Origin of the sequence: Paenibacillus sp. UMB7766-LJ446 (assembly GCF_030226665.1) — a bacterium.
GTDB lineage: Bacteria > Bacillota > Bacilli > Paenibacillales > Paenibacillaceae > Paenibacillus > Paenibacillus vandeheii.
Window position 1 is genome coordinate 60,497 of the sequence record NZ_JASOYM010000001.1, and the last position, 13,909, is coordinate 74,405.

Genomic DNA, 13,909 nt, shown 5'->3' on the forward strand with positions numbered 1-13,909 from the left:
GCCTCCTCTCAAAATAATGCATTATCTTTGTCCATTCTCCTTACGATGGTATTGGATACAAGCACAAGTACAAATCCGACAACCGCCTGATACAGCCCGGCTGCCGAGGACATCCCGATATCTCCCCCAATGAGGAAGGTTCGATATACATACGTATCCAGAACATTCGTTACAGGGAACAATGCGCCCGATTCCAGTGGAACCTGATAAAATAGACTGAAATCCGCGTAGAAAATACGACCGATCTGCAGCAATGTCATAATGACAATCAGTGGGACGAGAAACGGAACGGTAATGAAGCGAATCTGATGCCACTTGCTCGCGCCATCCAGTACGGCCGCTTCATAATATTCCTCATCAATACCTACGACGGCTGCCAGATAAATGACGGCATAATAACCGATATTCTTCCATGTATTTACCAGCGGCAAAATGTACGGCCAGTACTTGGGCTCTGAATACCAATCAATTGGTTGTCCGCCAAAGAGTTGAAGAATCGTTGAGTTCATGAAGCCCGAATCCTTGCCGAGAAAGGCGAGCACGAGATAACTGACAACGATCATCGACAGAAAATAAGGAAGCAGCATGAGTGACTGATACAATTTGGACATCGCCTTGTTCTTCACTTCATTCAGCAAAATGGCAAGCCCTACACCTACAAATAAATTCAGCGCAATAAATACGGTGTTATATGCGAGCGTATTACGTGTGATCTCCCAAGCATCGCTGGTGGAAAACAAATACTTGAAATTATCCCAGCCGCTCCACGGGCTGCCCCAAATACCGTCGGCATAGTTTACATTTTTGAAGGCAATCAGAACGCCGAACATGGGCATATAGTTGTTCACCAGCAGAAACAGAATGCCTGGTAAAAACATGAGATACAAAACCTTGAATTTACCTAGATTGTACAGGACAGACTTTCGTTTTCGAACCGGTATATCCGGTATGTCCCTTCTATCCGATAGACGTGCTCCCTTACCCGCCTGGGGTTGTGTCTTCATAACTTGTTCTCCCTCACTCCTCTTGAATTTCATCCTCAGGATGAAACACCGCTGTGTCTCCTGTGGTTCAAGTATACGGCGGGGCGTTCACGTCCACTATCTGCTGTGGTGACCTGTTCACTTATCAAATTATGACTTTAAGGCGTCAAAAAACAAAAGACGCAGCATGCTGCGTCAAATCTGTACCGTTCGGGACTGTTTGCGAAATTCCTGGGGTGTAATACCCGTGCACTTTTTAAACATCTTCGTAAAATGAGAGTAGTTGTAGTACCCCACCTTGCCTGCGATATCCGTCACCTTCACGGTTGACCGGGACAACAAGGTCTTCGCTTTGGCTACTCTGCGCTGGAGAATGAATTCGGAGAGCGACATGCCCTTTTCTTTACGAAACAAGCGGGACAGATAGGCTGGATTAAATCCGGCAAAGGACGCAAGTTCTTCCCGCATCAGCTCTTCACCAATATGATTTTCAATGTAGATGCATAACTGGTCCACAATGGTCATTGGACTGTGATCGTCCGGGTACAATACCGGGATAGCACGACTGATCAGGTCTGATGTCCACTGCTTCAGTTGGGGCAATGAACGTGTCACAACGCTTTCTTCCGGCTCTCGTTCGCCAGGGTACAGGCTGCGTACGGATACATTTTTCTGATGGAGCAGCGGGTAGATCACATGCAGCATTGCATGATAATACAGGTGGAGAATTTCTGGTGACAGCCGCTCCTGGGCAGCCAGTAATTCAAAGATTTCATCGACACGTTCGCGCAGGTCATCAAACTTCCCCGTTTCGAACAGGATGGACAGCTCGGAAAACCACGGTATGGGCAGAAAGCGATCCTCCGTATCTCGGCCCACTTCGTCATAGATGAAGACCCCTTCAAGCTCGTTGATATTGCGACGCTCCATGTCCTTCAGCTCATTCAGCATACCTTGAAGATCCGTAACAGCCACCGGAACTCCAACATAACAGGATAATCGGCAATAAAAATAATTACCGCACTCCTGAATATAGCTCTGACATCCTTGCGCCAATTCACTCGCCGTTGGTACGATACCGTCCTGTTCGTATGCAAGCACAATATTCAGTCCACTGTGGTCCTGAAACACTTCGCCGGGTTTGTCACCAAGCAGCATTTCCTTGGCAGCATTGCGGAGCGCATATTCCAGCACCTCCTCATCACGCAGGTCGAAGTCTCGCACCCATTCTTCGACGGATATGACAATCGGCAGCACAAGCGCTTGCGGATCAATCTCGGCTCCGTACACCTCGGCCAGTTCCTGAAGCCTTTGATGAGTTAAGGTTACCCGTTGTGAGAGGGCATCTTTCCAGAAACGCTCGGTCAACAGCGGTTTATGAGTTTGCCAGCGTTTGTACACGGTCTCATATACTTCATTGGTGCGGGAACGCAGCTCCCCGTCCTTGATTTTGTCCATTGCCTGGTTCACAACCTTAAGCAGCTGGTCTGCGGGAGCAGGCTTCAGCACATAATCGAAGCTGTTCAGCTTGATTGCGGTTTGGGCATAATCGAACAGGGCGTGCCCCGTAAGAAAAATAGTTAACATCCCGGGATCATGCTTTAACACCCAACTCTGCAGATCCAGTCCCGTCTCACCCGGCATCTCAATATCACAGATCATAATATCGATGGGATGGGTTTTTATCAGCAATCTCGCTTCTTCGGCATCCCCAGCACTGAACACCTGGTCAATTCCGGCCAGGCTCCAGTCCACCCCTTCCACCATCGCTTGCAGGGCATATACTTCATCATCCACGATCAACAGGTTCCGCATAGGCTCTCCCTTCTTCCTCTTCCGTCTGGGCGGGCATATGAATAACGACTGCTGCCCCTCCTTCAGTCTGATTCCTGAATTGCAATCCGGCATGTTCGCCGTATTTCACTAACAGCCGATGGATAACGTTCCAGATGCCAATGTGCTGCCCACCCGGAGCTTCGGCGTATTGCCCCTGCTGCAGTCGCTCCAGTATTTCTTGTTTAAAGCCAACACCGTTATCCGTAATGGAAAGTTGAAGTACCGAATCAATTTCATTTTCGATATGTGAATCAGACCCAGATAACGTTTTCGTTTTCCGGGCAGTTATGCGAATAACAAAAGGCTCTGTACGCCGCTGAAAGCCATGAATGATAGCATTCTCCACAAAAGGCTGAATCGTTAAGGGCGGCAGCACATAGTGCCCGAGATCCGGGCCAACATCCAGAGCGAACTCCAGCTTGTTTGGAAACCGCAGCTTCTGGATCTCCAAATAATGAATGATATGTTCCAGTTCTTCATCCAATCGAATAACACGTTTGCCTGCACGCAGGCTGAACCGGAAATAATCCGCTAGGTGACTAGCCATCTGCTGTACAAGCTCATGCTTTTGCAACGAAGCCAGGCTATGAATGATATTCAAGGAATTCAGATAAAAGTGAGGATTGATCTGCATCTGCAATTGTTTGAACTCTGCTTCCCTCGTCCGCAATTGCTCCTCATACACATCAATCTTCAGATGCTGGATTTCACTTGTCATCTGATTGAAGCTGTGCGTGACAAACTCCAGTTCAGATGAAGCCGGCGTCTCCAGCCTCACATCAAGCTCCCCTCGGCTAACCCTTCTCATCCCGCGTATGAGCACATTCATTGGACGGAACAAAAGCTGCCTGAGAAAAATCATCGCTGTAATCAGGATGACCGCTGCACCAATCGGAAGCAGGCGAATGATCTGCTGAAAAAATGGCAGGTTTCGCATCATATCCTCCTCGGGCAGCAGGACAATATAATTCATCTCGGACATGGCTGAGGGAATTCCAAGCATCAGGTACTGACGTGCACTGCCAGTGGATGTCACTTCAGATATCACCTGGTAGGGATTATTTAACCCAGTAATATGGGCTGCGGCCAGCTTGATTTGTGCCGAGTTCAGGGCTGAATCGGACAAGGCCCCACCATCCGCTCCTACGATGACGGCTCCTCCCCGGTTACCGGATTCTGTAAATTGCTCGGGGTGATTCAGTGCATTCATGTCTACAAGCGCTCCTGCATAGAACTGAGCGTTGATCCGTACTGTTTTGACCAAGGCATTCCATGTGTCTCCCCGAACGATGCTCCACTCCGGCTTCTGGATTTCCCCCTCCAGTTGCTGCATCTGAACTGGCATACTCTCCTGAACAATCGACATTTTGACATCATAATTGCCTGAGGTAGCGAGCAGCAGATCATCATTTACGGCATCGTACAGAAAAAATGAATCGATCAGATTATAAAATCCGATATCTGTCATGAATTTGTTCATAATGCGCTGCTTCGCAATAATATAATCACCACTGCCGTATTTGAGAAAAAACAGGGAAATAATATCCGGGTCACGCTCGCCCAGACTGTATAAATAACGATTGGTCTCCTGCAGCACGCGCTCGTTCTGCTCCACACTCTTCGCCAGATGGTTCATATTGGAGAGAGATACCTGATCACGTACCACTTTCATGGCGTATACGTTGTTGTAATAAAGCAGCATGAATAGTGGCAGCATGATCAAGGTCAAACCCACAATAAACTTAAAGCGCAGTGAACGGATAAAATTCATGAATTCCCGCCCTTTTGTCTAATCTGATTTGAAGTTCATTTGCACATTTTTTGTAAACGCTATCAAAAAACAGGCAATTCCTCCTGTCTTCTGATGCTCCACCTCTGTATTCCTTCCATATTCTTCCTTATAATGGCATGTTTATTGTAGTCATACTTGGTTGCGTCTGTCTATGTAATTCCGTGACCTGTTAGTGTCAATTCTGGTGACTTGCACTTGGCTTACAGTTCGTGTACAAGGTTCCATGCTCTAATAAGTTCTCCATCTGTAAAAAAAATCCTGCTCCCTACTCCACGAACGCCCGGTGATGACATGCATACGATATATCACTCCTTGGGTTGACACCCGGGATGGAAGGAGGTATGTCCGATGAATATTCAACTTGTCCCATTGCATTATGTATATCTGGCTTTTATCGTATTGATTATCGCCGTCATGGTTCGTCGTAGAGATACAACCATCATTTGTGTCGCAGGTATTATGACCATCGGATTTCTGTCGACTGAAACATTAAGCGGATCGGTATCCGGAATCTTCAGCAGTTTTATCTATGCAGCCAAGGAGCTGCTCGGCACTATTTTTATCATCTCAATCATTGTCGCGATGAGCCGGGTGTTAATCAGGACGGGAATCAATGAAGTTATGGTGAAGCCGCTCACCCGGTTCATCCATTCTCCACAGGTCGCGTACTGGGGAATCGGATTCATTATGATGATTGTATCGCTGTTCTTCTGGCCTTCACCTGCCGTTGCTCTGGTTGGGGCTGTACTTCTTCCAGTAGCGGTACGAGTCGGACTTCCACCTATCGGCGCTGCCATTGCCATGAATCTATTTGGGCATGGAATTGCCTTATCAGGGGATTACATCATTCAAGGTGCACCCAAACTGACGGCTGATGCAGCAGGACTCCCCGTTACCTCCGTCATGACTGCAAGTATCCCGCTTGTCATAGTGATGGGAACGGTGTCTACCGTAACGGCATTCTGGATGCTGCGCAAGGAGATGAAATCAGGTTTTACCGTTAAACTTGGTGATCCAGTCTTGGGTGAAGCAGCAGCTGCCCTTCCACCTTCATTAGATTCTGCGCCCGTTTCCGGGGGGCCTTCTGTTCAACATCAACCCATGCCGCGCCGTCTGCAAAAGACATTCGCTCTGATCATCCCATTGTTTTTCGCTGCGGATGTCATTCTGATGTTTTTACTTCAACTTCAAGGCGGGGATGCCACAGCTTTAATTGGTGGAACAGCTGTGCTCATTCTGATCGCCGTCTCCCTTGCCGCGCATCGTCATTCAGGTCCGGAAGAAACAACAAACTATTTAATTGAAGGATTCCAGTTCGGATTCAAGGTGTTTGGTCCAGTCATACCGATTGCCGCTTTCTTTTATCTGGGGGATGCTGCGATCACAGAACTGTTCAACAACCCGCTGCCTGCTGGTTCACACGGTATTGTTAATGATTTGGGGGTAGCTCTTGCCGGGTTGGTTCCACTGAATAATACGGTAGGCGCTATTACGATGACGGTGACCGGAGCGGTCACGGGAATGGATGGTTCGGGGTTCTCAGGGATATCCCTGGTCGGCTCCATTGCGTCTATGTTTGCAGGTTCGGCAGATTCCGCACCTGTACTGACGGCACTGGGTCAGGTCGCCGCCATATGGGTAGGCGGTGGGACCTTGATTCCATGGGCCTTGATTCCAGCTGCTGCCATCTGCGGGGTCAGTCCATTTGAACTGGCACGCCGCAATCTGAAGCCAGTATTGCTGGGATTAACAGTGACTACAATTGTGGCTATCTTTCTGATCTGATCGCGGAAACCATGCTATTCGAACTGAAAGGACGTACGCAGGTGAGCCCAGGACCAAAGCTCATCCTTACTCATTCCGGCCAGATGTAGCATCTCCTCATAGGGGTCTCCCTGAAGTCCCAGTACTGCAGCGAATGCAGGCTCCGTCTTCAAGCCTCCCAGCTTTAGTTTGCGAATCTCCCGATGTCCTGCTGCGCCCCAAAGTTGCAACAATTCCCACTCTACCCGCATGTGAAGATAGGCATTCTGACTGCGTACAGATACGGACTGAGCGAAAATCTCTATAGGCCAGTTTCCAATATCCACACAACAGGTCACATAAGGAAGCTGGCCTGCACGGCCGTCCCCCCATTCACATCGAAAACCTTGCATTTCCCTTAGTTGACGGTGCAATAGGGTTTCAAACGCTTCCAAATCTGCTGCCTCACATAATAGATCAAGATCACTTCCGGGGATATCAATATCAATCGGTACTGTTCCAGCCGGGTAAGGCTGGTAAGCACCCAATATGCTTAATAATCCGCTAGATTGCAGCACCTCATAAGCATCCTGCTGACGCTCGTTACCCGAGGCCAGATGTGTCATTACATCCGCAGTTGTAATCATGTTACAACCTCGGGCACCGGCTCATTCCGACGCTCCCGTAACGACTTGTTTCACACGGCCCACCTGTCCATTAGTCAAACGCACTTTAATTCCATGCGGATGTGTGGGCGATTTGGTTAATAAATCCTTCACGATCCCACGTGTCAGCTTGCCTGTAGGCTGATCTTGCTTGAGTACAATATCCACTTCAAGCCCCGGTTTGATATTTAATCGTTGTTGTCCATTCATGGGTTTCCCTCTCCTCTTCAACGTATTCCATGTCATGCAGCCATAATTCACAAAGCTTCATCTATTGTAGACGTTTTGGATTGAAAACGAAAGCCATGTGCAACGTTCAAAAATTGAACTAAACGGTCATTCCCGCTTTGAAGAGGGATCAGAGGATTTGCTTTTCATCCTCTTCAGAGCTGATCGATACACTTCATCTGCACTCTCTTCAGCTTTATTCGTATCCGTTAACACCGCTTCCTCATCTACTTCAGCAGGTTTACGGAAATGAAGCAAGGCTTGGCGGTAAGCTTGATCACCGTCTGTCGTCTGCGTCTCTCTTATATGAGGTGAAGCAGGCACCTCCAACGTGGAATCCATCTGGTGAATCTCCGTTTGTCTGCGCTCCTCATGTTCTAAAACCTCGGTATGCTCGGCCTGTTCGCTAATTCGATCTTCCTTCCGGGCATGATCTTCTTCATGGAGCAGGACAGGCCCTTCTTCCACCTCTGCTATTTTGGAAGCTCGTGCTTCTGCAGCCTTGCGGGACGATCTGGAGTTATAAATCATCAGAAACACAACCCCAATAACAACGATTACCGCCAAAATGATCAACATGTGTGCATCCTCCTTATCATCCGCCTGTAGGCAACCTTAATCAATATATTGGTGCCCTATTCTGCGAATAATATTTCACCTTGTTTCGTATAGAGCGACAAAGTAGCGGGAATGCTCCAAACAGGATTGTCAACAGAAGACTTTCAGAACCGATTAAAGAGAAGATTCAAAGAAAACCGAATTGAGGAGGAATGATCAGCATGAATTCACGTGCCATTTTGATCAATATCATCGTTATATTGGTGATTTTGGGAGCCGGGGCGGCCGGGATCTACTATTACAACCAATCCACAAGTTATGTTAAAACCGATAATGCGCTAGTAACCGGGCAGCCTATCTCCGTGGCTTCCGCAGTAAGTGGTGAGCTTCGATCCTGGAAAGGCAAGGTAGGTACAACATTTAATGCAGGCGATACCGTCGCCACAGTCTCCGCTGCGGGCAAATCAACATCCGTGACGATGCCTGTTGATGGCACCATTGTACAACAAACCGCTGTCGAAAATTCGCTCGTATCTGCAGGTACGCCCCTCGCACGGGCCTATGATTTCAATAATTTGTACGTGACAGCCAATGTCGACGAGACCGCGATTGATAAGATTAAAACGGGTCAGATCGTAGATGTGTATGTCGACGCTTTTCCGGACACCACTTTGACGGGCAAAGTAGACCAGATCGGACTTGCCACTGCATCCTCCTTTTCGCTATTGCCTTCGTCCAATACGAATGCAAATTACACCAAAGTAACACAAGTCATCCCGATCATCGTTACGATCGAAGGATATAAAGGACTGGGTGTGGTTCCCGGCATGAGCGCTACCGTGCGCGTTCATATCTAAGGCTGCTGATGGAAAATCAAGTGCCACTTGGGAAAACCATCGCTGTCCTGCTGCTCGGCGCATTTATCGCCATTCTGAACCAGACTTTGCTCAATGTAGCCATCCCCCATCTGATGAATGACTTTAACGTCTCGGCAACGACCGTGCAGTGGCTATCCACAGCCTACTTACTGGTAAACGGGGTACTCATTCCGATTACCGCCTACTTGATCGAGTCGTTCGGGACCCGCAAATTATTCGTGACCGCGATGCTGTTATTTACGCTGGGTTCGTTGATCTGTGCCATCAGTCCTGGATTTACGGTCATGCTCATCGGTCGTATCGTACAAGCCAGTGGGGCTGGGATTATTATGCCTTTGGTTATGAATGTGTTTCTGACTGTTTTCCCTCCAGAGAAACGGGGAACGGCCATGGGCACGATGGGTATTGCCATGATGTTTGCCCCTGCCATTGGTCCAACCTTATCTGGATGGATTGTGGAACATTATACATGGCGGATTCTGTTCTATATGGTCATTCCGCTCGCCTTGCTTGATATTTTGTTTGCCTTCATCTGGCTAAAAAATGTGTCCAAGCTTACTTCACCGAAATTTGATGGGTTTGGCGCGTTATTCTCCACGATTGGTTTCGGCTTTCTTCTCTATGGATTCAGCTCTGCCGGAGATAAAGGCTGGACCAGCGCAACTGTGCTGTTGACATTGATTATCGGTGTGCTCTTCATCGTTTTCTTTGTCCTCAGAGAGACGGCCATGAAGAACCCTTTGCTGGAATTTCGTGTATTCAAATACGATATCTTCACCATCTCGACGCTGGTCAGTGCAACGATTAACATGGCACTCTTTGGCGGAATGCTGCTATTACCGATCTATCTGCAAAATATAAGGGGATTCTCTCCCCTGCAATCCGGTTTGTTGCTCCTGCCAGGCGCATTGCTAATGGGCGTCATGTCTCCTATCTCAGGCGCCTTGTTTGACCGGATCGGCTCTCGCCCCCTCGCCATTGTCGGTTTGATCATTACCGCCATCTCCACCTTTGAGTTTAGTAAGCTGACAGGGGAGACACCCTACGGTCACATTATGATGCTATACACGTTCCGTAGTTTCGGGATGTCCATGCTTATGATGTCTGTACAGACAGAGGGGTTAAACCAATTACCGCCTCATCTCACAAGTCATGGGACGGCCATGTCCAATACGGTCAGGCAGGTGGCAGGTTCAATCGGGACCGCTTTGCTTATCACCGTGATGGCGACACGTGCAGGTATTCATTTGGCGGATTACAGCAACACGGTCACCACAACCAATGCAGCATTGACCGAACAAGTCGGCATGCTCGGTACGCAGATGGCTACTGCGGCTGGAATGCCACCTGAGCAAGGTTCCAGTCTCGCATTACAGCAGCTCTATGGTATTGCTGTTCAAACGTCAACAATTGAAGGCATTAATGATGCTTTCATTGTAGCAACCTGGATTTCGATCATTGGTCTGTTTCTATCGCTGTTCCTGCGACGGGCGCGCTCCCGTCCTCGTAAAGTCAAGCCTGAGCGCTGAATTTCACTGGAAACCAATACCCTATGTACCCCAAAAAATCTGGTGATAACAGTGATCGGAAGGTTGTTCTGTCATCGGAGTGGCAAGTGGTAAATATTCTTTAGTTCAATTTATATATTGAAACGATAAAAAAACCGCAGTCTCTTCATCAGAGACCTGCGGTTTTTGGCTTGAACTATGGATGCTGAGGTAAGGATGAATTGTCATCCTTGGCAGCCTCTCTCGCCTTGACGGCCAGTAGTTCCGATACGGTTACAAAACGATATCCCTGCTCCTTGAGCTTGGGCAGAATCGTTTTGAGCGCCGTTATCGTCTGCGACTTGCCATCCACCTTATCATGAAACAGAACGATATCCCCGTTACGTGCGTTCTTCAGCACTTTGTTCACAATGGCTGATACACCTGGTGAAGCCCAATCACGTGTGTCCTGATGCCAGGACCATAACACGATCGTATAGCCTTGCTGCTTGGCGACCTGAATGACCATGTCATTGTAATAGCCTCCCGGTGGCCTGAACAATGTGGGACGCTGCGCCCCTGCTCCAACAATGGATTTCTCCGCTATGTTTATTTCATGGCTGTACTTATCCGCCCTAATTGATCTGACCGCGTACGTATGTGCATACGTATGATTGGCGATTTCATGTCCTTCCCGCTGCTCCTGCTTGATCAGTTCAGGAAACTTTTCGGCCCATTTGCCAAGTACAAAAAAAGTGCCTTTAGCCTGATATTGCTGTAGCAAAGCCAGAATCTGCGGGGTTTGGACCGGATCTGGCCCATCATCAAAGGTCAGTGCGATGAGTTTGTCATGCGTAGGAACCTCCCACACAATCTCTCCCCGTTCCTCATAATACTGTCGATTCTTCTGCACAGGTTTGGCATAGGCAGAACTGCTGCCAAGCAAAATAATCAGCATACACAATCCGATGCATCGGGCTGCCTTCAGGTTCATGTTTATGTCCTGTCCTCTCTTTATCTTCAAACGTATACTCCCTGTTAGCATCTCCCGATTCACCAGAACTATTTAATGAAATATCTGATCAATGAACTGCCGTTCCACAATTGTACACATTCGAATGATCAAGTGTTTTTCAGCGCAGTGGCTTCCACATCATTGATGAATCGGCGGAGTTTTGCGGCCACCTCGCGGTTGATTTCACCCTTTTCGTACAATTGCTGTATGGTATTACGCTGCTCCTGCATCGCCACCATTTGCAATTCCAGCTTATCCTGATCAAATGGATCTTCGGTTTTGCCCTGATTCCAGGTACGCAATTTGGCAATGACCCGTTCATATCTGGAGATGACCGAAAGAGCTACAATCCGGTTACTGTCGTTCATATGCGCTCGGATCGCCTTGATCGCTGCTTCCGAGGTACGCATCTTCACTTGACGGAACAGCTCCGCATTCTCGATCATAAACGGCTGATCCGGTTTCCGTGAACGATGGGTAAACACATGTCCAAACACTCGTCCAATTTCACTGAGTGAGAACATCATCTGGGTATTCGTACGATTCGCAAGCATCATTTCCTTACGATCCAACCAGCTGTTACATCTAAAGGCAGCTTCCGAAGCAATTAGATTTTCGTCCATCATATTCTCGATTTCCTTGCGTTCAGCCCGGGTAGCGATGAGATTAATTGCTGTTTCCTGTTTCAAAATGTCTTTGCGCTTTCCAGCAGTAAGCTCGCCAGCCGCCTGCCTGATATATTTTGACAGATCCGAAACTACGGCAAGCGCAGCAGCCTTGTTCTCGTCGTTCATTTCCGACTTGACTGCGCGAATGGCAGCGTTCAACATAATATCCTGTGCTTTTTTTTCCGTCGTTTGCGGCGCACCTTCCTCCGCTTTCTCTTCGTTCTTCGCAAGAATAGGAAGGAATACACTTGCAGCAATCAGAGTGAACAGAATCACACCTGCCGCCAGGAAAATGATCAGATCCCTTTCAGGAAACGGAGACCCATCCTGGAGAACATAAGGAATGGAGAATGCCCCTGCCAGTGTTACAGCCCCTCTCACACCTGAAAGGGTAATGATCGTAATCTCTTTCAGCCGGGGCGTCCCGCTCGACAACTCCTCACCGGAATTTTCATTTCCTTTCCAGAACAGATAGATCCAGACGAAACGAAGGACCAACAATAAGATTGAAATTAGGCCCACATAGCCGAGTACTTGCAAGTTATCAAATGAAACATTTTCGAAGATGGTACTCAGCACATCCGGGATCTGTACCCCAAGAATGACAAAGACTAAACCGTTCAAAATAAATAAAATCACAGACCAGGTGCTGGCAGACACGACCTGCATCTTCAGTTGTACAGACTCTGTCCGGTCACGCTCAATCGCATGAATGATCCCGCCAGCGACTACCGCCAGAATACCCGAAACCCCGACCTCTTCACTCACCAGATAAATAACGAATGGCGTTAAGATTTGCAACAACATATGAATGGTCACATCTTCCATACCTAGACGGCGAATCCAGACACCCAGTCGGATCAACAGTAAGGATAACAAGGCACCAATCAACAACCCACCAATCGCGATAAGTATAAAACTGAATGACGCCTGAGCCAGGGAAAATACACCCGTCACCGTGGCGGCAATCGCAAATTTGAATGCAACCAGACCGGATGCATCATTCATTAATGCTTCTCCCTCAAGAAGCCTATGTATGCTCTTGGGCAAATGCACACGACCTGCCATGGCGCCTACAGCCACAGCGTCTGTCGGGGACAGTATTGCTGCAAGTGCAAAAGCCGCAGGTAGCGGAATAGTTGGAATAAGCCAGTGAATGGCATACCCTGCAACGACAACCGTGACAAATACAAGGCCCAAGGCCAACAACAGGATGGGCGCTCTTAGATTCCACAGCTCGTGCCTAGGCGTTCGCTTCCCGTCGTTGTACAGCAGCGGAGCGATAAAAAGCACGAAGAACAATTCCGGATTCAGTGGCAGATGCACACCCGCAGGTAACAGTGCTATGGATACACCAAGAACAATTTGAATTAGCGGAATAGGGATAAAGGGTACAAACCGGTTCAAAATATTCGATAAACCGATCAGTACCAGCAAAACAAGCACGGCAATAAACAGTTCCATGATGACAATCCCTTTCCGAGTAATAAAGTGGTGAAACCTTTTTTGTATAGCCTTATTTTAACATAAACCAAAGTTGATTATAAAAATATTGTCATATTCCAATACCAACTCAAAGCGATTGGACCAATAGCCTGGTTAAAGATTTCTGATTGGTTCTGTTTATAAGATGTTACAATATGCTCAGGACAATACCCGTTTGGAAAGGAACTTGGTGTATATGGCATTTGGAATTAAACGACAGGAGCTGGCCGAGTGGAAAGAACGTGTATCTCGTGGCGAACTTGCCTATCTCACTCATTTTTGGATTGACAACCGTTTTCCGGGCATTACCAGTGTGACCAAAGTGGGCTGTGCGGATCTGAATCGGCTTGAACATTGGTGCGCGGAACATGGACTGGACCCACGATACATTCATCGGCGTCAGCCTTTCCCCCATTTTGACCTGCTCGGTAAAAAACAAAAGGAAATTCTCATTCAGGAAGGCCTGACCGATCACATTCAACGCTTCCATCTCTGATTGAAAAAATAAAACGCCAGCCTTCAAGGTTTCAAGTCCCAAAACGGACTCAAATTCTTGAAGACTGGCGCTTTG

The 13,909-nt window shown here is 47.9% G+C and carries 12 protein-coding genes; 4 read left to right on the plus strand and 8 right to left on the minus strand.

Going from position 1 to position 13,909, the window contains the following annotated elements; all coding sequences use genetic code 11:
- Positions 1–8: 8 nt before the first annotated feature.
- The 3 genes from QP794_RS00235 to QP794_RS00245 form a co-directional block, all read right to left on the minus strand.
- Positions 9–1,004 (minus strand): ABC transporter permease, encoded by a 996-nt coding sequence (locus tag QP794_RS00235; RefSeq protein WP_179132696.1) that lies wholly within the window; start codon positions 1,002–1,004, stop codon positions 9–11.
- 174 nt (positions 1,005–1,178) lie between these two features.
- The gene (locus QP794_RS00240) at positions 1,179–2,798 is read right to left on the minus strand and encodes a response regulator transcription factor (protein ID WP_285074418.1); all 1,620 of its coding nucleotides are present in this window, start codon (positions 2,796–2,798) and stop codon (positions 1,179–1,181) included.
- Positions 2,773–4,590, minus strand: coding sequence for a sensor histidine kinase (locus tag QP794_RS00245; RefSeq protein ID WP_285074420.1), 1,818 nt, complete (start codon positions 4,588–4,590; stop codon positions 2,773–2,775). Before QP794_RS00245 ends, QP794_RS00240 begins: the two co-directional genes overlap by 26 nt.
- Positions 4,591–4,959: 369 nt before the next feature.
- On the opposite strand from QP794_RS00245, the gene QP794_RS00250 reads away from it, so the two are divergent.
- Positions 4,960–6,396, plus strand: coding sequence for a hypothetical protein (locus tag QP794_RS00250; protein WP_285074421.1), 1,437 nt, complete (start codon positions 4,960–4,962; stop codon positions 6,394–6,396).
- Between the two features lie 14 nt (positions 6,397–6,410).
- On the opposite strand, the gene QP794_RS00255 is transcribed toward QP794_RS00250, so the two are convergent.
- From QP794_RS00255 to QP794_RS00265, 3 genes are all read right to left on the minus strand, one after another.
- Positions 6,411–7,001, minus strand: a complete 591-nt coding sequence (locus QP794_RS00255) for a DUF4269 domain-containing protein (RefSeq protein WP_285074422.1) — start codon at positions 6,999–7,001, stop codon at positions 6,411–6,413.
- Positions 7,002–7,022: 21 nt separating this feature from the next.
- Positions 7,023–7,229 carry a YwbE family protein gene (locus tag QP794_RS00260; RefSeq protein WP_285074423.1) on the minus strand — a complete coding sequence of 69 codons (207 nt, stop codon included), beginning with the start codon at positions 7,227–7,229 and terminating at the stop codon, positions 7,023–7,025.
- Between the two features lie 126 nt (positions 7,230–7,355).
- Entirely contained in the window at positions 7,356–7,826 is a 471-nt protein-coding gene (locus tag QP794_RS00265; RefSeq protein WP_285074426.1) for a hypothetical protein, read from the minus strand.
- A 200-nt stretch (positions 7,827–8,026) separates the two neighbouring features.
- On the opposite strand from QP794_RS00265, the gene QP794_RS00270 reads away from it, so the two are divergent.
- Positions 8,027–8,662, plus strand: a complete 636-nt coding sequence (locus QP794_RS00270; RefSeq protein ID WP_024630090.1) for a biotin/lipoyl-containing protein — start codon at positions 8,027–8,029, stop codon at positions 8,660–8,662.
- Between the two features lie 8 nt (positions 8,663–8,670).
- Positions 8,671–10,212 (plus strand): DHA2 family efflux MFS transporter permease subunit, encoded by a 1,542-nt coding sequence (locus tag QP794_RS00275; RefSeq protein ID WP_094936493.1) that lies wholly within the window; start codon positions 8,671–8,673, stop codon positions 10,210–10,212.
- A 175-nt stretch (positions 10,213–10,387) separates the two neighbouring features.
- Here the strand turns inward: QP794_RS00275 and QP794_RS00280 are convergent, their stop codons facing one another.
- On the minus strand, positions 10,388–11,164 hold the full coding sequence (locus tag QP794_RS00280) for a polysaccharide deacetylase family protein (RefSeq protein ID WP_285074430.1): 777 nt from the start codon (positions 11,162–11,164) through the stop codon (positions 10,388–10,390).
- A 128-nt stretch (positions 11,165–11,292) separates the two neighbouring features.
- Complete coding sequence (locus QP794_RS00285; protein WP_285074431.1) at positions 11,293–13,317, minus strand: Na+/H+ antiporter; 2,025 nt, start codon at positions 13,315–13,317, stop codon at positions 11,293–11,295.
- Between the two features lie 217 nt (positions 13,318–13,534).
- On the opposite strand from QP794_RS00285, the gene QP794_RS00290 reads away from it, so the two are divergent.
- The gene (locus QP794_RS00290) at positions 13,535–13,834 is read left to right on the plus strand and encodes a hypothetical protein (RefSeq protein ID WP_024629306.1); all 300 of its coding nucleotides are present in this window, start codon (positions 13,535–13,537) and stop codon (positions 13,832–13,834) included.
- Positions 13,835–13,909 lie beyond the last annotated feature (75 nt).

Coding starts and splice junctions, on each gene's coding strand:
- QP794_RS00285 (WP_285074431.1), bottom strand. CDS start 13,317: ATGGAACTGTTTATTGCCGTGCTTGTTTTGCTGGTACTGATCGGTTTA.
- QP794_RS00245 (WP_285074420.1), bottom strand. CDS start 4,590: ATGAATTTTATCCGTTCACTGCGCTTTAAGTTTATTGTGGGTTTGACC.
- QP794_RS00270 (WP_024630090.1), top strand. CDS start 8,027: ATGAATTCACGTGCCATTTTGATCAATATCATCGTTATATTGGTGATT.
- QP794_RS00235 (WP_179132696.1), bottom strand. CDS start 1,004: ATGAAGACACAACCCCAGGCGGGTAAGGGAGCACGTCTATCGGATAGA.
- QP794_RS00265 (WP_285074426.1), bottom strand. CDS start 7,826: ATGTTGATCATTTTGGCGGTAATCGTTGTTATTGGGGTTGTGTTTCTG.
- QP794_RS00290 (WP_024629306.1), top strand. CDS start 13,535: ATGGCATTTGGAATTAAACGACAGGAGCTGGCCGAGTGGAAAGAACGT.
- QP794_RS00280 (WP_285074430.1), bottom strand. CDS start 11,164: ATGAACCTGAAGGCAGCCCGATGCATCGGATTGTGTATGCTGATTATT.
- QP794_RS00255 (WP_285074422.1), bottom strand. CDS start 7,001: ATGATTACAACTGCGGATGTAATGACACATCTGGCCTCGGGTAACGAG.
- QP794_RS00260 (WP_285074423.1), bottom strand. CDS start 7,229: ATGAATGGACAACAACGATTAAATATCAAACCGGGGCTTGAAGTGGAT.
- QP794_RS00250 (WP_285074421.1), top strand. CDS start 4,960: ATGAATATTCAACTTGTCCCATTGCATTATGTATATCTGGCTTTTATC.
- QP794_RS00240 (WP_285074418.1), bottom strand. CDS start 2,798: ATGCGGAACCTGTTGATCGTGGATGATGAAGTATATGCCCTGCAAGCG.
- QP794_RS00275 (WP_094936493.1), top strand. CDS start 8,671: ATGGAAAATCAAGTGCCACTTGGGAAAACCATCGCTGTCCTGCTGCTC.